Source organism: Candidatus Clostridium stratigraminis, assembly GCF_045310675.1.
In the GTDB taxonomy this organism is placed as follows: Bacteria; Bacillota; Clostridia; order Clostridiales; family Clostridiaceae; genus Clostridium_AT; species Clostridium_AT stratigraminis.
The window spans coordinates 88,722-109,631 of the sequence record NZ_JBJHZZ010000007.1 but is presented as its reverse complement, the minus strand read 5'-3'; the positions used below and the strand labels follow the sequence as shown (position 1 = coordinate 109,631).

The following is a 20,910-nucleotide window of genomic DNA, read 5'->3' as shown; positions in this document are numbered from 1 at the left end:
CTGGAAGAATGTATTATAATGAATAATGTTGTATTATGTTGTGTATAAGATCCACTAGCCCCGGATCTTGACATAGATAAAGTTTTTTATGTAAAGTTCAGGGAGGGAAAAAAATGAAATCATATCTAGCTAAGAAAAATGAAGTTGAAAGAAAATGGTATGTTATCGATGCAGCTGGAAAGCCACTAGGAAGAGTTGCTAGCCAAGTTGCTACAATATTAAGAGGAAAAAATAAGCCTACTTTTACACCAAATGTTGATACTGGAGATTTTGTTATAATTATTAATGCTGAAAAGGTGCTTTTAACAGGCAAAAAGCTTGATCAGAAGATGATGAGACATCACTCATTATATCCAGGTGGATTAAAAGAAACTCCTTATAGAGAAGTTTTAGCAAAGAAGCCTGAATTTGCTTTCCATGAAGCTGTAAGAAGAATGCTTCCAGATGGACCTTTAGGAAGAGATATGCTTAAGAAACTAAAGGTATTCAGAGGAGCAGAACACACTCATGAAGCTCAAAAACCAGAAGCACTTGAGTTAAAGTATTAATTGGAAGCAGGAGGGAATATATAAAATGGCTAAAGTTCAATATATAGGAACTGGAAGAAGAAAAAAATCAGTTGCAAGAGTTAGACTTGTACCTGGTGAAGGAAAAATCACAATCAACAAAAGAGATATCGAAACATATTTCGGATTAGACACTTTAAGATTTATAGTTAATCAACCATTAGTTTTAACTGGAACTAAAGAAAAATTCGATGTTATAGTAAATGTTCATGGCGGTGGCTTTACAGGTCAAGCTGGAGCAATCAGACATGGTATATCCAGAGCTTTACTAAAAGCTGATGAAAATTTAAGACCAGAGCTTAAAAAAGCAGGTTTCTTGACAAGAGATCCAAGAATGAAGGAAAGAAAGAAATACGGTCTTAAAAAGGCAAGAAGAGCTCCACAATTCTCAAAGAGATAATATTATACAAAAAAAGAACCCCACAAATGTCAGCATTTGTGGGGTTTATTTTTTTAAAAACTTATAAAAAAGCGTTGGATTTCTCATTAGATCATTAAACTCACTATGAAGTGGTGTTAGAGGCAACAATCTTTCGAAAAATTAGAAGGAAATATTAAACTAAGCTAGAATATAGTTATATTGGACCTATAGGTTAATATTACAGCAATAGAAAGAGAGTATAAATATATGTTAAGAAGCAGACGTATTTTTTCAGTAATATTAGCTATGCTCTTTTTGTGTATGGCTTTAAACACAACACCAGTTTTTGCACAGGATACCAACGTAGAAACTGCAAGGCTATATGGAAGTGATAGATATGCTACTTCAGTGGCTGTTAGTAGATATGGCTGGGTACAAGCTAATACAGTTATTATAGCTACAGGATTAGACTATCCAGACGCATTGTCAGCATCAGCTCTTGCAAAATCAAATAATGCACCAATATTATTAACCGAAAAAGATGCATTAAGATTGGATATTTTGACTGAAATAGAAAGATTAAAGGCCACAAAAGCTTTCCTTGTCGGTGGCACAGGTGCTATAGGTGTTAGGGTAGAGGAACAGCTGAAAGGTGCAGGAATAAACACTACCAGGATTGGGGGAGTTAATAGATACGAAACGTCAAAATTAGTAGCAGAGCAACTTGGAATAGATAATGGAATTATCATAACTACAGGACTAAACTTCCCAGATGCATTATCCATAGCTCCAATTGCGGGTATTAAATCTATGCCTATTTTGTTATCTCCAAATGCGTACCTAGATCCGTATGTATCGTCCTTTATTAAAGATAAGAATATATCTGTTTCGTATTTAGCAGGCGGAACAGGGGTTATAGCTCCTCAGATAGCTTCAACAGTAACAAACAGTAAGAGACTTGGCGGTGTTGATAGATATGAAACTAATCAGATTATTAATAATGAGTTTGCAGAGGACTTAAATTTTGATACAGTTTATTTAGTTACAGGCAACAATTTTCCAGATGCATTAAGTGGTTCAGCCTTAGCTGCTAAGAATAATGCTCCAATATTTCTAACTGATAAAAATTCAATATCTTCAAATGCAATTAATCAATTAAAAGATAAAGGTGTAAAGAAAGTAATAATCCTAGGTGGAACTGGTGTAGTTAGTCAAAATGTAGAAGATAGTATCACTAATATGTGGAAAAATCAATTAATAATTGATAAGATAAAAGGAAAGGGAGATGCTGAACAGGCCATAGTAGTTACTACCAGTGATTTTAATACTGCAAATGCTACAGTCACTACCTTTGAAAAAGCTAACGGCACTTGGAAGCAGATCCTTTCAGTTCCTGGAGTAATCGGTATAAATGGATTCTCCTCTAATAGACATGAAGGAGATTTAACTACACCTGTTGGTATTTATTCATTAGGGACAGGCTTTGGTAAGTACGGTAATCCGGGTACTGCAATGCCATATCGGCAAACTACTCCTAATGATATTTGGGCAGACGATGAAGCTCACTATAACACATGGGTAACGGATCCTTCAATTAGCGGGGAACATTTGTTAAGGTCAGATTGGCTTTATGATTACGCTTTTGTTATTAATTTCAACATCCCTGAGAGAACCCTTGGAAAGGGATCAGGTATCTTTTTTCATTGTTGGAGAAGTTATAATAACGGTACAGCAGGATGTGTAGCTACCGAAGAGAGCAATACCCTAAAAATTTTAAGATGGCTTGATCCATCAAAACAACCTGTGATTATAATGGGGCCAATATCATCAGTATTAGGGATGTAATAAAAGGTTGTGAAACATGTAAACAAATTACTTTCTTAGCCTAGTATGTAGCAGTACAATGATTTCTAATTCCATTATTAATGGGAGAGTCTTAAAATGAAAATAATAAGATTTTTTATTATATTTTTATACTTAATTTCTATTTTTACAGGATGCTCAATGGTAGAAAAACCTGTGAAAAATAACGATCCTGATAGTGCGATAGTTAAGCCTAAACCTAGTATTGTAGAAAAACCAGCTGTTAAACAACAAGAGATAACTAAATCAATAAATGAAAATCCCGAATTTATGGATATAATAAAGCAGTCCTATTCAGCTTATGCTTCCGATGAGCCAGTTAAGGAAATAGGTGGATTTGTTTTACTATCATCTTTAGATAAGGATATAGTAATTGACCTAAAATATGCTACAACTGATAATTTTACAAAGAGAGTTATTTATCCTAATAGTGTTTGTGTTTTAAAGAAAAACACAGCTGAGAAATTAGTTAAGGCCAATACTCAGTTAGAAAAGCTAGGATACAGAATTAAAGTTTGGGATGCATATAGACCTATTTATGTTCAGCAGATATTCTGGAATATTGTTAAGGATAGTCGTTTTGTTGCTAACCCTAAAACTGGAGGTTCCATCCATAATAAAGGTTGTGCTGTTGATATAACTCTTGTTGGTAAAGATGGGAAAGAATTAACTATGCCTTCAAAGTTTGATGACTTTTCCACCAATGCTTACAGAACTAACTCTAAAATTTCAATTGAGGCTAAGAAAAATATGAACTTATTAACTAAGTATATGGTAGACAGTGGATTTACTACAATTAATACTGAATGGTGGCATTTTGATGATTCTGATTCAAAAAAATATAAGGCTGCTGATATTAATTTAGAGCAGTTTAAAAATTAGTTATTAGTAAAGTTGCTTAAATGAATGGTTTATAATTATTAAAGAGATAATTTCTACAAATTGTATAATCCTCCAAACGCTTATGTTTGGGGGATTTTTACTCTAAAAAAATCTTTAAGAAAAAATGATGGTTTTAGAGTTTGGTAATGAGTACATTAATTATCAAAAGAAGACATTAATAAAAAATAAATTAAAAAAAGACATTATGCACAAACTATAACTAATTGCGACAGAATTACTTAATTGAAAATATAAATTATAATTTTTATCCCAAGGATAAATTTGATTGTTTACTTTAATTACAAATTAACTTCTCGTCGCAAAATTCCTTTAGGAGGATAAAAGATGAACTTTGGAAAAAATATTGTTATAGGCATAATGTTATTGTGCATTTTGTTAATTCCAACATATAATGTATTTGCTGAGAATTATGAAGAAGTGACTGCTGAAAAAAAAATAATATTAATAGACCCTGGTCATGGGGGCTATGATGGCGGGGCAGAAGGGAAAACTGGCATTAAGGAAAAGAATATTAATTTAAGTATAAGCATGAAATTAAAAGAAATGCTAAAAGCTGAGGGCTTTCAGGTTTTCATGACTAGAGAAAAAGACGAGGCTTTAATAGATCAAAGAAGTTCTAATTACAGTACTAAAAAAAGTCAAGACTTAGCCAATAGATGTAAAATTAAAAAAGAAGTAAATCCTGATTTATTTATTAGTATTCATCAAAATCATTTTCCTGAGGGACAATATTATGGTTCGCAAGTGTGGTATTCAGATTTCAAAGAAAGCAGTGTACTTGCACATCTTATTCAGGGAAATCTTATAATTGACTTAGACAAAAATAATAAACGTGTTGAAAAGCCCGCAAGGGACAACTATAAAATACTTAGGAATAATGATACTATGCCTTCTGTATTGGTAGAGTGTGGTTTTCTATCTAATTATAATGAGGAATTAAAGCTTAAGAGTGAGGATTATCAAGCTTTAATAGCAAAATCCTTAACAAGATCCATTAAAACCTATTTAGATGAAAATTAATATGAAAAGCGACATATTCCCTGGGAAATATGTCGCTTTAATTTTAATTTGCTAAATAATGATGAATTATAATACTCTAAGAAACAAAGTGAAAACCTTATATGTAGAATTTTCTTGTAATTTAACATATGAAGAAAATCTATCATTATTTATAAAATTTGCAATAAAAACTATCAAAATTATATTCAACATATTGAAGTGGATGGAGCTATGTGATACAATAAAGTTGACTAATGGATTAGTCCATTAGTCCATTAAAATTAACGCCCTAATATTGAAGCATTATTGAATTTAGAGGTGATTAAAATAAATATTCAAATTAAAAAACAAAGTGGTGTTCCGCTATATTTACAAGTCAAAAAACAGATAATGGATCAAATAAGAGATGGTTCTCTGAAAGTTGGATATAAAATGCCTACTGAAAGAGAGCTTTCTGAAAATTTAAAGGTAAGCAGAAATACTGTTAGTATGGCTTATAAGGAACTTGAACAGGAAAGGGTGCTAAAGTCCTATCAAGGCAAGGGAACCTTTGTAGCTGAAGAAGCCAGACCATGGAAAGCACAAGGCCTAAAAGATAAAATAATTAAACTTGTAGACTTAGGGCTTGAAGAGGCTTTAGAAGTTGGCATGGATGTCGATGAGTTCCTAGAAATGGTAGTACAAAGAGTAGAAGAAAAGAAGGAACACATGAGCAAGATGACAGCAGTTTATGTGGAATGTAATATTGAACAAGCTAGGATGTTTAGCCACCAGCTTAGTAAAGATACTAATATGAATATAATTCCACTAACCGTACCAGACCTCACAAGAATGGAACCTGAGACAAAGGACACTATAGAAAAGGCTCAAGTAATAATTGCCACCTTTAATCATGTTAACGAAGTAAAAGATCTTACAAGAGATTTTCATAGAGAAGTGCTAGGAATAGCAATTAAGCCGGATTTAGGAACAATTGTTAAAATTGCAAGATTTCCAGATGGCATAAAGTTTGGCTTTCTATGCATATCTGAGGAATTTAAGTTTAAAATCCGCGGCGCCATTGAAGAATCAGGGCTTGGAAATATAAATATAGTGTATTCAAATACTCAAAATGAGGAAGAACTAATAAATATAGTAGATAATTCTGACGTACTAATTGTATCTCCAGGTAGATACAAGGATGTTGAAAAATTTAATAAGGATAATAAAGAAATTATAAGATTTATATACACTTTAGATGATGGTTCAGTTAAAGCATTAAAATCAAAAATATTAGAAATAAATTATCAAAAATAAGGAAGGATGTCATTATGAAAACAATAGTTCTTGGAGTTATAGGTTCAGATTGCCACGCAGTAGGTAACAAAATATTAGATCATGCACTAACAGAAGCAGGCTACAATGTTATTAACATTGGAGTTTTATCACCACAAGAAGATTTTATAAATGCAGCTGTTGAAACAAGTGCAGACATGATTCTTGTTTCTTCCCTTTATGGACATGGAGAAATTGACTGCAGAGGCTTAAGAGAAAAATGCGATGAGGCAGGCCTTAAAGGCATAAAACTATATGTAGGTGGAAATATAGTTGTAGGAAAACAAAATTGGGAAGATGTTTATAATAGATTTAAAGCTATGGGCTTTGATCGAGTATATCCACCAGGAACTTCTACTGAGACTGCTATTAGAGATTTAAGAGAAGACCTTGGAGAATAATAATTAATAATGAAGCTTAGTAACTTATATACAATATATAATTAAGAATTTTAAGCATTAAACTTGTTTAATTCTTAATTTAGGAGTGGTAGAGTTGAAGGCATATTTGCTTATTGATTTTGGGAGTACTTATACAAAACTTACTGCAGTTGATATTGAAAATGAAGAAATTTTAGCAACAGCAAAGGATATTACAACTGTTGAAAGTGATATAATGCTCGGCTTTAATAAAGCCTATGAAAAGTTAATGGAAGAACTTAAAGGTAAGGAAATTAACTTTGTTAAAAAGCTGGCTTGTTCTTCTGCAGCAGGTGGACTTAAGATGGTAGCCGTTGGACTTGTTCCCGAGCTTACAGCAGAAGCAGCTAAAAGAGCTGCATTAGGAGCTGGTGCTAGAGTATTGAAAGTTTACAGCTATGAGCTTACTTCTAAGGAAATAAATGAAATAAAGAATTCAAATTTAGATATTCTTCTATTGGCAGGGGGCACTAATGGAGGCAACAAGGAATGTATAATTCACAATGCTAAAGCCCTTGCAGAGGCAGGAATAAAGCTTCCTGTAGTTGCAGCTGGTAACAAAGTTGCCATAGACGAAGTAGAAGAAATTTTAAATAGCAATTCGATTTTTTACAGAGCTACTGAAAATGTTATGCCAAGGCTAAACGAATTAAATGTAGAACCTGCTAGAGAAGAAATAAGAAAAATTTTTATGGAAAAGATAATAGAAGCAAAAGGTATGAAAAAAGCAGAGAGCTTTATAAGCGGCATTTTAATGCCAACTCCTGCTGCTGTACTAAAGGCTGCCAGGGTCCTTAGTGAAGGCAGTGATAAGGAAGAAGGTATTGGGGACTTAGTAGTTGTAGATATAGGCGGAGCCACTACAGATATTCATTCTATTGCAGACGGTGAACCTACTAAGCCGGGAGTTACCTTAAGAGGACTACAGGAACCCTTTGCCAAAAGAACAGTTGAAGGGGACTTAGGCATGAGATACTCAGCTCTCTCCTTATGGGAAGCCTCTGGAACAAGAAAACTTCAACAGTATCTTCAAGATAAAAGCATTAATGTAGAAGAAAACTGCAAATTTAGAGCTGAGAATATAAAAATGGTTCCAGATAATGAAGAAGAGATTAAATTTGATGAAGCTATGGCAAAGGTAGCAACTGATTTGGCTATGGAAAGACATGTAGGTGTTATTGAAAGTGTTTATACCCCTATGGGTGTTATTTATTCACAGGTCGGTAAGGATTTAATGCAAACTAAGTATTTCATTGGAACTGGAGGAGTACTTGTTCATAGTAATAATCCAGGTGAAATATTAAAGGCTGGAACCTTTAATATAAATAGTCCTACCTACTTAAAACCTGAGAATCCAGGGTATTTAATAGATAAAACTTATATAATGTCCGCTATGGGACTTTTAGCAGAGGATTATCCAGATATGGCAGTTAGAATCATGAAAAAATATTTAGTGAAATTAGCCTAATATAGGGGGAAAAAAACATGGAATTAAAGAATAAGAAATGGACAGAGGAACAATTTTTTACAACAAGAAAAGAAGTCTTAAATCAATGGAAAACAGGTAAGGATGTAGATTTAAATAAGGCAGTAGATTTTTTAAAGTCAGTTCCAGAACACAAAAACTTTTCTGCTAAATTAAGAAAAGCTAAAGAAGAAGGAATAACTTTAGCACAGCCAAGAGCTGGTGTTGCATTAATAGATGAGCATATTGAGCTTTTAACATACCTGCAGGATGTTGGAGAAGCAGATTTATTGCCTTCAACTATAGATAGTTATACAAGACAAAATAGATATGATGAGTGTGAAGTTGGAATAAAAGAAAGTTTAGCAGCAGGACGTTCTCTTCTAAATGGTTTTCCTGGAGTAAACCATGGAGTTGAAGGCTGCAGACGAATATATGAAGCAGTAAATCTTCCGCTGCAGGCAAGACATGGTACTCCAGATGCAAGACTTTTATCTGAAATAATTCATGCAGCTGGCTGGACTTCAAATGAAGGCGGCGGTATATCTTATAATATACCTTATGCTAAAAATGTAAGTATTGAAAAGACTTTATTAGATTGGCAGTATTGCGATAGATTAGTTGGCTTTTATGAAGAACAAGGAATTTCTATAAACAGAGAACCCTTTGGACCTTTAACAGGAACCTTAGTACCGCCAAGTACTTCAAATGCAGTCGCAATAATAGAAGCATTACTTGCAGCAGAACAGGGAGTAAAGAATGTAACTGTTGGTTATGGTATGTGTGGAAATATGATTCAAGACGTAGCTGCAATGAGAGCTCTTGAAGAACAAACAAATGAGTATCTAAAGAAATACGGCTACAATGATGTATTTGTTACTACAGTATTCCATCAATGGATGGGAGGCTTCCCAGTAGATGAAGCTAAGGCCTTTGGATTAATTTCCTTAGGAGCAGCAACAGCAGCACTTGCAGGAGCAACAAAGGTTATAGTAAAAACTCCTCATGAAGCAATAGGAATTCCAACTAAGGAAGCTAATGGACAGGGAATTAGAGCTACAAAAATGGCTTTAAACCTTCTTACTGGTCAAAGATTACCACTTTCTAAGGAATTAGAAACTGAAATAGCTATTATTAAAGCAGAAACTAAATGCATGCTTGATAAGGTATATGAAGTAGGTAATGGAGATTTAGCTATAGGAACTGTTAAGGCCTTTGCGGGTGGAGTTATTGACATTCCATTTGCGCCAAGTAAGTATAATGCAGGAAAGATGATGCCAGCAAGAGACAACAATGGTGCTGTTAGATATCTTCAATTTGGTAATATTCCATTATCAGAGGAATTAAAAGCTTATAACAAGAAAAAGCTAGAAGAAAGAGCTAAGTTTGAAGGAAGACAAGTAAGCTTCCAAATGAGTATTGATGATATCTTTGCTGTTGGTAAGGGAGTACTTATTGGAAGACCTGAGAAATAATTAAAATATAAAAGTTATTAGGCTTGAAAATTCCCAGCGGAATTTTCAAGCACTATATATAAAACGAAAGAGGGTTTTTTATATGAAAATTATTGATGTGGTTTGTTCTGGTGGAAGAACCGGATTTTATTTTGATGATCAAAGAGCAATTAAAAAAGGAGCTAAGCATGATGGCTTTACTTATGTTGGCGAACCTGTAACAGAAGGCTTTAAGGCTGTTAGAGTAGCTGGAGAATCAATATCTGTTATGCTTATTTTAGAAGATGGCCAGGTAGCTTATGGAGACTGTGCTGCAGTACAATATTCAGGAGCAGGCGGAAGAGATCCATTATTTTTAGCAGGAGATTTTATTCCAGTTATAGAAAAGGAAATAGCACCTAAGTTAATTGGAAGAGAGCTAAATAGCTTTAAGGCACTTGCAGAAGAATTTGACCATATGACTGTAAACGGAAAAAGACTTCATACCGCTATAAGATATGGTATAACTCAAGCAATTCTTGATGCAGTTGCAAAATCAAAAAAAGTTACAATGGCTGAAGTAGTTAGGGATGAATATAATACTGGAGTGGATATAAAGAGAATTCCAATATTTACTCAATCAGGTGATGATAGATACGATAACGCAGACAAGATGATAATTAAAAATGCAGACGTTATGCCTCATGCATTAATTAATCATGTTGAAGATAAATTAGGCTTAAAGGGAGAAAAGCTTCTTGCTTATGTAAGCTGGCTAAGAGACAGAGTATTAAAGCTAAGAACTAGTGGAAACTATCTTCCTGTATTCCATATTGATGTTTATGGAACAATAGGCGTTGCCTTTAATAACGATATTAAAGCTATGGCAGCTTATTTAAAGACATTAGAAGAAGCTGCAAAGCCATTCCATTTAAGAATTGAAGGACCAATGGATGTTGAACACAGAGAAAGACAAATGGAAGCTTTAAGAGATTTAAGAGCAGAGCTTGATAATAGAGGAATAAAGGTAGAATTAGTTGCAGATGAATGGTGCAATACCTATGAAGATGTTGTATTCTTTGCTGACAATAAGTCTGGTCACATGCTTCAAATTAAAACTCCAGATTTAGGCGGAGTAAATAATATTATAGAATCAATTCTATACTGCAAAAAACATGGTGTTGGGGCTTACTGTGGAGGAACTTGCAACGAAACAAATAGATCTGCAGAAGTTACAACTAATATAGCTATTGGCTGTGGAGCTGATCAATGTCTAGCAAAACCTGGAATGGGCGTTGATGAAGGATATATGATTGTAAATAATGAAATGAACAGAGTTGTTGCTCTTGTTAATAGAAGAAAGAACAAATAACTGAATTAATAATGTAGAAGATCCCCTAGGGGATTTTCTTATAATAAAATATTTATTTAACAGGTAAAACGGAAGAATCACTGAAAACACTGAAACAGATATTAAGATAATGACTTTTCTGTGCTTTCAGTGTCTTTTGTTTATTTTGTTACAAAATTTATGTTAATATTTTAGAGAGGAGATTAGTTATGAGAGAAATACATGTTTCAGAAATAATTAAGGCCATTAGAAAGCTTTGCATAGATGCTAATTATTATTTATCAGATGATATTAAAGAAAAATTAGAAGAGGCTCATAATGAGGAAGATTGGAATATAGCAAAAGATATTTTAGGAAAAATTTTAACTAATGCAGGTATAGCTAAAAGAGAGAATATGCCAATGTGTCAAGATACAGGAATGACATGTGTATTTATTGATCTAGGTCAAGAGGTTCATATAGTCGGCGGCAATCTTGAGGATGCAATAAATGAGGGTGTAAGAGAAGGTTATGATGAGGGTTTTTTAAGAAAGTCAGTAGTTAAAGACCCATTAAATAGGGTCAATACTGGAGATAACACTCCAGCAGTCATTCATTATAATATTGTACCAGGGGAAAGAATACATATCACAGTTTCTCCAAAAGGCTTTGGGTCAGAAAATATGAGCAAGCTTAAGATGTTAAAGCCAGCTGACGGAATTGAAGGCGTAAAAGCATTTATACTTCAGACAGTTAAAGAAGCAGGCCCAAATCCTTGTCCACCAATTATTGTAGGTGTGGGCATTGGAGGTACCTTCGAAAAAGCTGCTGCTATAGCTAAAAGATCATTACTTAGACCTGTAACTCAGAGAAATAGTGATCCATTTTATGCTGCACTTGAACAAGAACTTCTTCAAAAGGTTAATGCTTTAGGAATAGGACCTCAAGGCTTTGGTGGAAGAACAACGGCATTATGCGTGAATATAGAAACATATCCTACTCATATAGCAGGTCTTCCTGTTGCAGTTAATATTAGCTGCCATGCTACAAGACATGCTGAAATAGAACTTTAATATCGGGGGTAAAAGCTATGGAAAAGAGAATTACAACTCCACTTACTAAGGAAAAGGTAAAAGAATTAAAGGTTGGAGATACAGTACTTATTACAGGTACTATCTATACTGCCAGAGATGCAGCTCATAAAAGATTAGTTGAGCTTATAGATAAGGGAGAAAAACTCCCAATGAACGTAGAAGATTCTATTGTTTATTATGTAGGACCAACTCCTGCAAAACCAGGGCAAGCAATAGGTTCTGCAGGACCTACTACAAGCTATAGAATGGATTCATATTCCCCTAAGCTTATAGAGCTTGGCTTAAGAGGAATGATAGGTAAGGGGTTAAGAGGACCAGAAGTTATTGAGGCAATAAAAAAGCATACGGGAGTCTATTTTGGTGCCATTGGCGGAGCAGCTGCACTTATAGGCAAATCAGTTAAAAAGGCTGAGGTAATAGCATATGAAGACTTAGGAGCAGAGGCTATAAGAAAGCTGGAAATTGTAGATTTTCCAGTGGTTGTTGTCATAGACTGCGAAGGAAATAATCTTTATGAAATCGGACAAAAGAATTATTTAGATTCAGTAAATAAATAACAATTAATAAAGAATGAATGATGAATTATTAACATTCATCATTCGTTCTTTATTAATTATCATTACCTAAAGGCGGGTGAAAATATGAACATTACTAAAGTAGCTAAGGCAGGCACACTTGAATCAAATGATATATTAATTATGGTTATGCCTAATGAAAAGGGCGGAATTGAGCTTGAGCTTGAAAGCATAGTAATAAAGCAATTTGGCGAGCAAATTAAAAAAGTCATTATAGATAAAGTAAATGAGATGAAGGTTATGGATATTTCCATAAAGGCTCAGGATAAAGGAGCTTTGGATTATACAATTGCAGCAAGGGTAGAAACTGCAATTAAAAGGGCGGTGTAATAAAATGAAAAAATTAAGAAGAACAATGCTTTTTATGCCTGGTAATAATCCTGGAATGCTTCAAAATGCAGCAATATTAGGTGCTGATTCTATTATACTTGATTTAGAAGATGCTGTTAGTATTCCTGAAAAGGATAGTGCAAGAATCTTAGTAAGAGAAGCAATAAAAAACGTGGATTATTCAAAAGTTGAGGTAGTAGTTAGAGTAAATCCCTTAGATAATGAATTTGGTGCAGTAGATGTTGACACCATAGCTAGAGTGAAACCTGATACTATTATGGTTCCTAAAGCTGATGAGGAAGAAATTAAGTTAGTCCATGAAATGCTGAATAAAATTGAAAAAGAAGAAGGCTTTGAAGAAGGAAGCATTAAGCTAATTCCGTTAGTTGAAACTGCCTTTGGACTGGAAAATGTGTATAACATAATTAAGGCATCAAATAGAGTAACAGCAATTTTATTAGGCGGAGAAGATTTAACTGCTGATTTAGGCATAAAGAGAACTAAAGAGGGAGAGGAAATTTTTTACGCTAGAAACAAGGTTGCAACTGCCTGCAAGGCTTTAAAGGTGGATGCTATAGATACTCCCTTTACAGATACAAATGACTATGAGGGCTTAGAAAAGGATACTGCAAGGGCTAAGAGCCTTGGAATGACCGGGAAAGCTTCCATAAATCCAAGACAAATTGATACAATACATGCAGTGTTTGCACCTACAGAAATGGAAATAAAACATGCCCTAAGAATTTTAGATGCCATGGAAGAGGCAAAGAAGGAAGGCAAAGGAGTTTTCTCAGTTGATGGGAAGATGGTGGATGCACCTGTTATTAATAGAGCAGTCACAACAGTAGAATTAGCAAAAAGACTAGCACTAATTTAGTTAGCTAAAGGTGGGTGAAGATATGAAAAATATATTAGGCAGAGAAATTCCTGAATTTATTGAGGGCTACGGCAAGGTTAAGCCTTTTCAGGGAGCCTTTTCAAATATGGGAACTAAGGAAAGAAAAGCTGTTAAAGTAAATTCAGCTGTTCCAAATGATAAAAAAATACTCAAAAGCATTGATGAAGCAATAGACACTCTTAATATAAAAGATGGAATGACCATATCCTTTCATCATCATTTAAGAAATGGTGATTATGTATTAAACATGGTTCTTGAAGCAATAGCTAAAAAGGGAATTAGAGATATTACAGTTGCAGCAAGCTCAATATTTCCTATACATGCTCCTATGGTTGAACTAATAAAAAATGGTACAATAACAGGTATATATGCAAATTATATGTCAGGACCTGTGGCAGATGCGGTTTCTAAAGGTAATCTTAAAAAATGTGCTGTTATGCACACTCATGGAGGAAGGCCAAGGGCAATTGAAAGCGGAGACCTGCATATAGATGCAGCATTTATTGCTGCTCCTACTGCTGATATCTATGGAAACATTAATGGTGTTCAAGGGAAATCAGCCTGTGGTGCCCTAGGCTATGCAGTTTCAGATGCAGAATTTGCAGATAAGGTAGTTGCAGTAACAGATAATTTAGTACCTTATCCAGCATGTCCTATAGAAATAAGCCAAATTTATGTTGATTATGTAGTTTCGGTTGATTCTATTGGAAATCCTGAAGGCATTGTATCAGGAACTACAAGAATTACAAAGGACCCTGTTGGCCTTAAAATAGCTAAAATGGCCGCTGAGGTTATTAAGGCTTCCGGACTTATAAAAGACGGCTTATCCTTCCAAACAGGTGCAGGTGGAACATCACTTGCAGTGGCAGCAGAGCTTAAAGATATAATGAAAAAAGAAAAGGTAGTAGGAAGCTTTGCAGCTGGAGGCTCAACTGGATATATTGTTGAAATGCTTGAGGAAGGCTTATTTAATAGCATACTAGACGTCCAGTGTTTTGATTTAAAGGCAGTAGAATCCTATAGAGATAATCCAAAACATCAGCCAATGTCTGCTTCTATGTATGCAAATCCTCATAATAAGGGAGCAGTTGTTAATAACTTAGATATTATGATATTAGGTGCTACTGAAATAGATACAGACTTTAATGTAAATGTTACTACAGGTTCAAATGGAGTTATTATGGGAGGGTCAGGTGGACATAGTGATACTGCTGCAGGTGCTAAGCTTGCAATAATAGTTACTAACTTAGTTAAAGCAAGGCTTCCTATAATTAAAGATAAGGTTACAACTGTAACTACTCCAGGTGAAAGCATAGATGTAATAGTTACTGAGAGAGGTATTGCAGTTAATCCTAGAAGAGAGGATTTAATAGAAAGATTAAAGAAAACTAATCTTCCTATTATGACTATAGAAGAACTTAAAAATTTAGCTGAAAAAATGACAGGTAAGCCAAAGGAAATTCAGCTTTCTGATGATATTGTGGCAGTGGTTGAATATAGAGACGGCACTGTTATTGATGTAGTTAAAAAGGTTATTGAATAAGAGCTTAAGTACCCTAAATATACCTTTACGAGCGATCTACTTGATGGAAATTCATATAGTTTGCTCAATGTTTCTAGTGGAGGGAAAAACTATGTATAACATGGAAGTACAAGAAGTAAATTTAAAGGATGAGAAGGAGCTAAAAGAAGTAGAGAATTTCCTTAAAAGGTTTGATCTTATCTTAGATAAGGATGTAGATTATACTATAGTTATAAGGCAAGAAGAAATTATTAAAGCAACCTGCTCAAAGTCTCGTAACGTACTTAAATGTTTTGCAGTAGATAAGGAACTTAGGGGAGAAGGTATAACCTCTTCCCTAAGTTCCAACCTAATTGATAAACTCTTTGAAGAAGGTGTTTATCACAGCTTTATTTTTACTAGGCCTGAAAACATACAAATATTCTCTTCCTTAAATTATAAGCTGCTTCATGAGGTGAAGAAGGTAGCTCTTTTAGAAAATGGGATTTATAATATAAATAGCTATTTAGATAAATTAATAAAAAACTATAATATAGATAATAGTAAAAAGGCTGCAATTGTAATGAACTGCAATCCATTTACACTAGGACATAAATATCTAATTCAAAAAGCAGCATCAGAAAACGAGAATGTTATTGTTTTTATGGTAGAAGAAGATAGATCGTTATTTCCTTTTAATATTAGATACGAATTAGTTAAGAAAGGGACAGAGCATTTAAAAAATGTTACAGTAGTACCTGGAGGAGAATATATTATATCTTCAGCTACTTTTCCCTCCTATTTCCTCAGAGAAGAAAATGATAGACTAAGGGCATATACAGAGCTAGACGCTGGAATCTTTGGGAAGTATTTTTGCAGAAGACTTAATATAGAAAAAAGATATGTTGGAACAGAACCCTATGACAAGGTTACAAACAGTTATAATGAAGCACTAATTAGCACTTTAAAAAGTTATGAGGTTGAGGTAAGACTTACTCCGCGTAAAGAAATAGGTGGAAGTGCTATAAGCGCTTCCAGAGTAAGACAGCTTATTAAAGAAGATAATTTTACTGAGCTTAAAAATATACTTCCTGAAGTTACACTTGAATTTCTAAGCAGCGAAAAAGGCAGGGAGATTATTGAAAAAATAAAGGTAAGCAACTCGCCACACTAGAACTAGCGTGTGAGACATTTTGCTGATAGATAATGCTGATAATGATAAAATACTAGACATTATAAAATAATATTCAAAAAGCACCTTTACCATACAAAATGTAAGGGCGCTTTTGTTAATGTATATAATTATAAGGGGAATCAAAAGTTTACTTAATATATAACTTATTATAATATTCTTCTAGCATTCTCTTAGTTGAAAAGGTATCCTTTGTGGTTCTTATGCTTTCCTTCATCATTTCAACCCACTTTAAATTATTATTGTAATAGGTAGGGACTACCTTATTTAATAAAACATCATATAGAGCTTCTCTATCATGCTCATTAATATCCGGAATTTCTCCTTCAGAAGCTCCACCTCCAAATTGCCAGCCATTAACGCCATCAATGCATGCCTCTGGCCACCAGCCATCAAGTATGGAACAATTAAGTACACCATTCATAGCTGCTTTCATTCCTGAGGTACCTGACGCCTCCAAAGGTCTAATTGGATTATTAAGCCAAATGTCAGAGCCTCTAGTAAGCATTCTGCCAATATTCATATCATAGTTTTCCAGGAATACTACTGCCTTTGGATATTTCTTCATCATGGCAACTAAGTTAGCAACTATTTCCTTGCCTGTATCATCTAGTGGATGAGCTTTACCAGAGAAAACTATTTGGATTTTACCTTCTTTAAGGTAAGGCTCAATAACTTTTCTCTTGCTAAAGATTAAATCGCTTCTCTTATAAGGAGCTGCTCTTCTTGAAAAGCCTATTAGTAATTTATCTGCATCAAGCTCTATGCCTGATCTATCCTTTATAAAGGCTATTAAATCTCTCTTTACTTCCATATGGGCAGACCAAAGATCTCCATTTGATTGGTAAGCCTTTGTTATTCTTTCATCTACCCAAGTAGGAGTGTGGATAGCATTGGTTATTCCTATTATTTCAGAACGGCCAGCAACATTGTTCCACATTTTATTAGCTGTTTCAGCATGAAGTTGTGCAACTGCATTAGCCTTTCTTGAAAGTCTTAAGCCTGCAACTGTCATGTTAAAGGGACTACCCCCAAGGCTAATCATTTGATCTTTGGTGAGACCATTAAAGGCTCCCATATATTCAAGCTTGTCAATTGGGTGAGATTCGTTTCCTTGTATTATTGGAGTATGTGTTGTAAATACAACCTCATCCCTAGTGGCTTTTAAGGCTTCTTCAAAGCTTAAGCCAGAGCACATTTTTTCTCTTATTAGCTCTATTGCAGCTAAATCAGCATGTCCCTCATTAAAATGATAAACATCAACAGGTATCTCAAGTGCTCTTAGAGCTTTTATTCCACCTATACCAAGCACAATTTCCTGAGCTATTCTTTCTTCTCCAAACCAGCCATAAAGCTGACCAGTTATCCACTGTTCACTGTTTTCAGGAATATCAGTATCTAAAAGGTATAATGGATTATTTTCAAACTCTTCAGTTTTCCAAACCTTACATACTACATCCTCATTTCTTATTTTAACAGTTACCATAACGCCGGTATCTTCTAAGAAGTCATATTTATAGTTTTTGTAAGCATCATAAGGCCTTCCATCTGCTCCAATCACTTGATCACCATAGCCTTGCTTCCACTTTAGACCTATTGCTACTAGAGGAAGCTCTAAATCCTTAGCACCTTTTAAATGATCACCTGCAAGAATTCCAAGCCCTCCTGCGTACATTTTAAAGTCAGAATGAAGTCCATATTCCATACAGAAATATGCAACCCATGGAAGTTTTTTATTATCCATAATTTCCTCCTTTTTCTTAAATCCTTGATCTTAATATTTATTTAATAAGATTATACACTTTAATAATTCTATGTTCAATCGATTGCATAAAAATATTAAGTATTCTTTCCCCCAATAAAAAGCTGTATTTAGCAAATTATGTAGTATAATTAATTTAATATCTAATTAACATACGGAGGATTTTTATGTTCAGAAAGTTATCAATGGGGAGAAAAATAATTATATTTGCTATTGCAGCAGCAATAGGCATTGGAATAATAGTTTATAATGCTGTGAGCAATTGGAAAATAGCTCAGCTTAAAATAGAAAATAATAACGCCAGTGGTGCAATAATGGCTGTTAGTAGTAGCAAGGAGGCATTAGATAAGGAAAAGCAGCTAAGTGAAGAAGCGGCGAAGAAGAAAGAAGAAGAAGCTAAAAAGGCTGAACTAGAAAAACAGCTAGAAGAAAAATATCAAACAGCTTTTACAGACTTCCATAGTAAAAAGTACAGTACTGCTATAAAATTAGCTGACGAAATTATAAATGCTGATAATAATTTTTATAAGGCCTATAGTATTAAGGGAATTGCTCTATGTTATTCAAACAAATATATAGAAGGCATGAAAAATATTGACAAAGCTTTAGAAATAAAAAGTGATTATGGTTACGGACTCTTTAATAAGGCACTGGCACTAGAGCTTTACGCAAAATATGATGATGCCCTTGTATGGTATGATAAAGCTTTATCAGTAGAAAGCTACATTTGGAGCTATTATGGTAAAGCCAGTATATATGGAAGAAAAGGTGATGTTCCAAACACCATTAAAAACTTAAAAACTGCAATTGATATAGACAGCAGCGTAAAGGAACTTGCCAAAGAGGAGCCAGATTTTAATAATGTTAGAAACAGTCAGCAGTTTCAACAGCTGCTTAAGTAAAAAAGCAAATATAAGCATAATATAAATGCTTATATTTGCTTTTTTCATAGTCAGCATAGCAGGATTTCTCACTGCTTCTTTATTTTGAATATTACACTGTAACGTTTTAAAGGATAATTTTACTTTGTAGACTAATACCTTGACATACATGAGTTTATACATTATAATCTTAACAAATAATCATAAATAATCACATATGAGCATAAATAATTAATGAAAAGAGCTGTTATGCATGTTTTCTGAAGAAAGACATATTAAAATTTCAGAATTGTTAAAAGAAAAAAGCAGTATTAAGGTAAATGAATTATCAAATATATTTAAGGTATCAGAATCTACCATTAGAAGAGATCTGCAGGAAATGGAAGAAAAAGGACTCCTCAACAGAACTCATGGTGGAGCAGTAAGTAAGGGAAAATCCATTTTTGAACCTAGCTTTAAAGAAAAAGAAGATAGAAAGTATATTGAAAAATTATATATTGGAAAAATAGCTGCAGCCATGATTGAGGATGGAGATACAATAATACTGGATTCAGGAACCACAACCCTGCAGCTGGCAAATTGTATTAAAGCTAAGAATATTACTGTAATAACAAATTCCATAGATATTGCCTCAGCGCTTTCTAATAGAAGTGATATAGAGCTTATTGTAACTGGGGGAACCTTTAGAATAACTACAAGAGCTTTAGTTGGACCAATTTCAGAAGGGGTATTAAAGAATTTTAAAGTGGATAAGGCCTTTATCGGAGCAAATGGCATATCTATTAAGGAAGGTATAACTACTCCTAATATTTCGGAAGCTCATATTAAAAGGGAAATGATGAAGGCGGCTAGCAAGGTTATTATAGTCGCTGACAGCTCCAAGTTTAATCAAGTGAGCTTTGCTGTAGTAAGCCCAGTTACATTAGCAGATTTAATAATTACAAATTCAGATTTTAATGAAAATGTTGTTAAGGAATATCAAGAAATAGGGGTTGAAATTATTAAGAAAGGGAATGAAGAATTATGGTAATTACAGTTACTCTAAATCCAGCATTAGATAAGACTTTAACCATTGACAATTTTAATTTGGGCATAGTAAATAGAGCAGCCAGCGTTAGACATGATATTGGGGGAAAAGGTATTAATGTTTCTAAGGTATTGAAAAATTTCAATATTGATTCAGTCTGTACAGGCTTTTTAGGCGGGGTCTGGGAGAATTACTTTCTGGATGAACTTAATAAAAGAAAAATTGACACAAGCTTTGTTCATATAGATGGAAGCACAAGGACCAACACAAAGGTAGTAGACTCAATAAATAAGATTTACACTGATATAAATGAAGCAGGCCCAGAAATAAGTAATGAAGAATTAGCTTGTTTTTTAGATGAATTTGAAGCACTTTGCAGTAAAGGTGATATTGTGGTGCTTTCTGGGGGAGTAAGTTCTTCCATTCCTATAGACATTTATGGAAAACTAATAAAGCTTGCAAGAAAGAAGGACGCTATTACAGTGCTTGATGCAGATGGAGAGCTATTAAAGCATGGATTAAAGGAAGGACCTGATATAATAAAACCAAATATTCATGAACTTCAAAAGTTAATGGGCTTTAAAAAGGAAGATGAAGAAGCAGTAATTAATGCGGCAAAGCAGCTTATTGAAACTGGGGTTAAAAAGGTGTTGGTATCCTTAGGGGAAAAAGGAGCCATTTATGTTACTAAAGCTGGTATAAATTCCTGTGAAGGTTTAAAGGTAAATGTAAAAAGCACTGTTGGAGCAGGAGATTCCATGGTAGCAGCTCTTGTTTACAGCTTAATAAACAGCTTAAGTGATGAAGAAGCACTTGCCTTCGCGAATGCCTGTGGAGCGGCATCTGTTGAAACGGAAGGGACAGAGGCTTGTTCATTAGAGGAAGTAAATAAATTAGTACAAAAGGTTAACGTTAAGCATATATAAATTAATTTGTATATTTAAGCAATATTAAAAAGGACCTGTGAAACTACTTATTAGTGTAGTTTTATAAGTCC

At 34.0% G+C, this 20,910-nt stretch carries 20 protein-coding genes; 19 read left to right on the top strand and 1 reads right to left on the bottom strand.

What is annotated here, in order from left to right:
- The first annotated feature begins 113 nt into the window (after nt 1–113).
- The 16 genes from rplM to citC all read left to right on the top strand — a co-directional run bounded on the left by rplM (nt 114) and on the right by citC (nt 16,225).
- Nucleotides 114–548 (top strand): 50S ribosomal protein L13, encoded by a 435-nt coding sequence (gene rplM, locus ACJDUG_RS11470; RefSeq protein ID WP_406763131.1) that lies wholly within the window; start codon nt 114–116, stop codon nt 546–548.
- A gap of 25 nt (nt 549–573) precedes the next feature.
- Nucleotides 574–966, top strand: coding sequence for a 30S ribosomal protein S9 (gene rpsI / locus ACJDUG_RS11465; protein WP_406770033.1), 393 nt, complete (start codon nt 574–576; stop codon nt 964–966).
- Between the two features lie 228 nt (nt 967–1,194).
- On the top strand, nt 1,195–2,772 hold the full coding sequence (locus ACJDUG_RS11460) for a cell wall-binding repeat-containing protein (protein ID WP_406770032.1): 1,578 nt from the start codon (nt 1,195–1,197) through the stop codon (nt 2,770–2,772).
- Nucleotides 2,773–2,868: 96 nt separating this feature from the next.
- Nucleotides 2,869–3,672 (top strand): M15 family metallopeptidase, encoded by an 804-nt coding sequence (locus tag ACJDUG_RS11455; protein WP_406770031.1) that lies wholly within the window; start codon nt 2,869–2,871, stop codon nt 3,670–3,672.
- Nucleotides 3,673–4,017: 345 nt separating this feature from the next.
- Nucleotides 4,018–4,713, top strand: a complete 696-nt coding sequence (cwlD, locus tag ACJDUG_RS11450) for an N-acetylmuramoyl-L-alanine amidase CwlD (protein WP_406770030.1) — start codon at nt 4,018–4,020, stop codon at nt 4,711–4,713.
- Nucleotides 4,714–5,010: 297 nt separating this feature from the next.
- Nucleotides 5,011–5,988 (top strand): GntR family transcriptional regulator, encoded by a 978-nt coding sequence (locus ACJDUG_RS11445; RefSeq protein ID WP_406770029.1) that lies wholly within the window; start codon nt 5,011–5,013, stop codon nt 5,986–5,988.
- A gap of 14 nt (nt 5,989–6,002) precedes the next feature.
- Complete coding sequence (gene glmS, locus ACJDUG_RS11440; RefSeq protein WP_406770028.1) at nt 6,003–6,407, top strand: methylaspartate mutase subunit S; 405 nt, start codon at nt 6,003–6,005, stop codon at nt 6,405–6,407.
- 94 nt (nt 6,408–6,501) lie between these two features.
- On the top strand, nt 6,502–7,893 hold the full coding sequence (gene glmL / locus ACJDUG_RS11435) for a methylaspartate mutase accessory protein GlmL (RefSeq protein WP_406770027.1): 1,392 nt from the start codon (nt 6,502–6,504) through the stop codon (nt 7,891–7,893).
- Nucleotides 7,894–7,910: 17 nt separating this feature from the next.
- Entirely contained in the window at nt 7,911–9,365 is a 1,455-nt protein-coding gene (locus ACJDUG_RS11430; RefSeq protein WP_406770026.1) for a methylaspartate mutase subunit E, read from the top strand.
- A gap of 82 nt (nt 9,366–9,447) precedes the next feature.
- Nucleotides 9,448–10,695 (top strand): methylaspartate ammonia-lyase, encoded by a 1,248-nt coding sequence (locus tag ACJDUG_RS11425; protein WP_406770025.1) that lies wholly within the window; start codon nt 9,448–9,450, stop codon nt 10,693–10,695.
- A gap of 188 nt (nt 10,696–10,883) precedes the next feature.
- On the top strand, nt 10,884–11,726 hold the full coding sequence (locus ACJDUG_RS11420; protein WP_406770024.1) for a fumarate hydratase: 843 nt from the start codon (nt 10,884–10,886) through the stop codon (nt 11,724–11,726).
- A 17-nt stretch (nt 11,727–11,743) separates the two neighbouring features.
- Entirely contained in the window at nt 11,744–12,304 is a 561-nt protein-coding gene (locus ACJDUG_RS11415; protein WP_406770023.1) for a Fe-S-containing hydro-lyase, read from the top strand.
- A gap of 84 nt (nt 12,305–12,388) precedes the next feature.
- The gene (gene citD / locus ACJDUG_RS11410; protein WP_406770022.1) at nt 12,389–12,652 is read left to right on the top strand and encodes a citrate lyase acyl carrier protein; all 264 of its coding nucleotides are present in this window, start codon (nt 12,389–12,391) and stop codon (nt 12,650–12,652) included.
- 4 nt (nt 12,653–12,656) lie between these two features.
- Nucleotides 12,657–13,529, top strand: coding sequence for an HpcH/HpaI aldolase/citrate lyase family protein (locus ACJDUG_RS11405; RefSeq protein WP_406770021.1), 873 nt, complete (start codon nt 12,657–12,659; stop codon nt 13,527–13,529).
- A gap of 22 nt (nt 13,530–13,551) precedes the next feature.
- Nucleotides 13,552–15,093, top strand: a complete 1,542-nt coding sequence (gene citF, locus ACJDUG_RS11400) for a citrate lyase subunit alpha (RefSeq protein ID WP_406770020.1) — start codon at nt 13,552–13,554, stop codon at nt 15,091–15,093.
- 91 nt (nt 15,094–15,184) lie between these two features.
- Nucleotides 15,185–16,225, top strand: a complete 1,041-nt coding sequence (gene citC / locus ACJDUG_RS11395; protein ID WP_406770019.1) for a [citrate (pro-3S)-lyase] ligase — start codon at nt 15,185–15,187, stop codon at nt 16,223–16,225.
- Nucleotides 16,226–16,373: 148 nt separating this feature from the next.
- Here the strand turns inward: citC and glgP are convergent, their stop codons facing one another.
- Nucleotides 16,374–17,987: an alpha-glucan family phosphorylase gene (glgP, locus tag ACJDUG_RS11390; protein ID WP_406770018.1), complete on the bottom strand. Its 1,614-nt coding sequence runs from the start codon at nt 17,985–17,987 to the stop codon at nt 16,374–16,376.
- 185 nt (nt 17,988–18,172) lie between these two features.
- On the opposite strand from glgP, the gene ACJDUG_RS11385 reads away from it, so the two are divergent.
- The 3 genes from ACJDUG_RS11385 to pfkB all read left to right on the top strand — a co-directional run bounded on the left by ACJDUG_RS11385 (nt 18,173) and on the right by pfkB (nt 20,839).
- Nucleotides 18,173–18,907 (top strand): tetratricopeptide repeat protein, encoded by a 735-nt coding sequence (locus ACJDUG_RS11385; protein ID WP_406770017.1) that lies wholly within the window; start codon nt 18,173–18,175, stop codon nt 18,905–18,907.
- Between the two features lie 232 nt (nt 18,908–19,139).
- Nucleotides 19,140–19,916, top strand: a complete 777-nt coding sequence (locus tag ACJDUG_RS11380) for a DeoR/GlpR family DNA-binding transcription regulator (RefSeq protein WP_406770016.1) — start codon at nt 19,140–19,142, stop codon at nt 19,914–19,916.
- Nucleotides 19,910–20,839, top strand: a complete 930-nt coding sequence (gene pfkB, locus ACJDUG_RS11375; RefSeq protein WP_406770015.1) for a 1-phosphofructokinase — start codon at nt 19,910–19,912, stop codon at nt 20,837–20,839. Before ACJDUG_RS11380 ends, pfkB begins: the two co-directional genes overlap by 7 nt.
- The last annotated feature ends 71 nt before the right edge of the window (nt 20,840–20,910 follow it).

Excerpts from the sequence above, each read along its gene's own strand:
- ACJDUG_RS11460 (WP_406770032.1), top strand. The coding sequence starts at position 1,195 with ATGTTAAGAAGCAGACGTATTTTTTCAGTAATATTAGCTATGCTCTTT.
- ACJDUG_RS11420 (WP_406770024.1), top strand. The coding sequence starts at position 10,884 with ATGAGAGAAATACATGTTTCAGAAATAATTAAGGCCATTAGAAAGCTT.
- rplM (WP_406763131.1), top strand. The coding sequence starts at position 114 with ATGAAATCATATCTAGCTAAGAAAAATGAAGTTGAAAGAAAATGGTAT.
- ACJDUG_RS11430 (WP_406770026.1), top strand. The coding sequence starts at position 7,911 with ATGGAATTAAAGAATAAGAAATGGACAGAGGAACAATTTTTTACAACA.
- citF (WP_406770020.1), top strand. The coding sequence starts at position 13,552 with ATGAAAAATATATTAGGCAGAGAAATTCCTGAATTTATTGAGGGCTAC.
- ACJDUG_RS11385 (WP_406770017.1), top strand. The coding sequence starts at position 18,173 with ATGTTCAGAAAGTTATCAATGGGGAGAAAAATAATTATATTTGCTATT.
- glgP (WP_406770018.1), bottom strand. The coding sequence starts at position 17,987 with ATGGATAATAAAAAACTTCCATGGGTTGCATATTTCTGTATGGAATAT.
- ACJDUG_RS11405 (WP_406770021.1), top strand. The coding sequence starts at position 12,657 with ATGAAAAAATTAAGAAGAACAATGCTTTTTATGCCTGGTAATAATCCT.
- cwlD (WP_406770030.1), top strand. The coding sequence starts at position 4,018 with ATGAACTTTGGAAAAAATATTGTTATAGGCATAATGTTATTGTGCATT.
- ACJDUG_RS11425 (WP_406770025.1), top strand. The coding sequence starts at position 9,448 with ATGAAAATTATTGATGTGGTTTGTTCTGGTGGAAGAACCGGATTTTAT.
- citD (WP_406770022.1), top strand. The coding sequence starts at position 12,389 with ATGAACATTACTAAAGTAGCTAAGGCAGGCACACTTGAATCAAATGAT.
- ACJDUG_RS11455 (WP_406770031.1), top strand. The coding sequence starts at position 2,869 with ATGAAAATAATAAGATTTTTTATTATATTTTTATACTTAATTTCTATT.
- rpsI (WP_406770033.1), top strand. The coding sequence starts at position 574 with ATGGCTAAAGTTCAATATATAGGAACTGGAAGAAGAAAAAAATCAGTT.
- glmS (WP_406770028.1), top strand. The coding sequence starts at position 6,003 with ATGAAAACAATAGTTCTTGGAGTTATAGGTTCAGATTGCCACGCAGTA.
- ACJDUG_RS11415 (WP_406770023.1), top strand. The coding sequence starts at position 11,744 with ATGGAAAAGAGAATTACAACTCCACTTACTAAGGAAAAGGTAAAAGAA.
- pfkB (WP_406770015.1), top strand. The coding sequence starts at position 19,910 with ATGGTAATTACAGTTACTCTAAATCCAGCATTAGATAAGACTTTAACC.
- citC (WP_406770019.1), top strand. The coding sequence starts at position 15,185 with ATGTATAACATGGAAGTACAAGAAGTAAATTTAAAGGATGAGAAGGAG.
- ACJDUG_RS11380 (WP_406770016.1), top strand. The coding sequence starts at position 19,140 with ATGTTTTCTGAAGAAAGACATATTAAAATTTCAGAATTGTTAAAAGAA.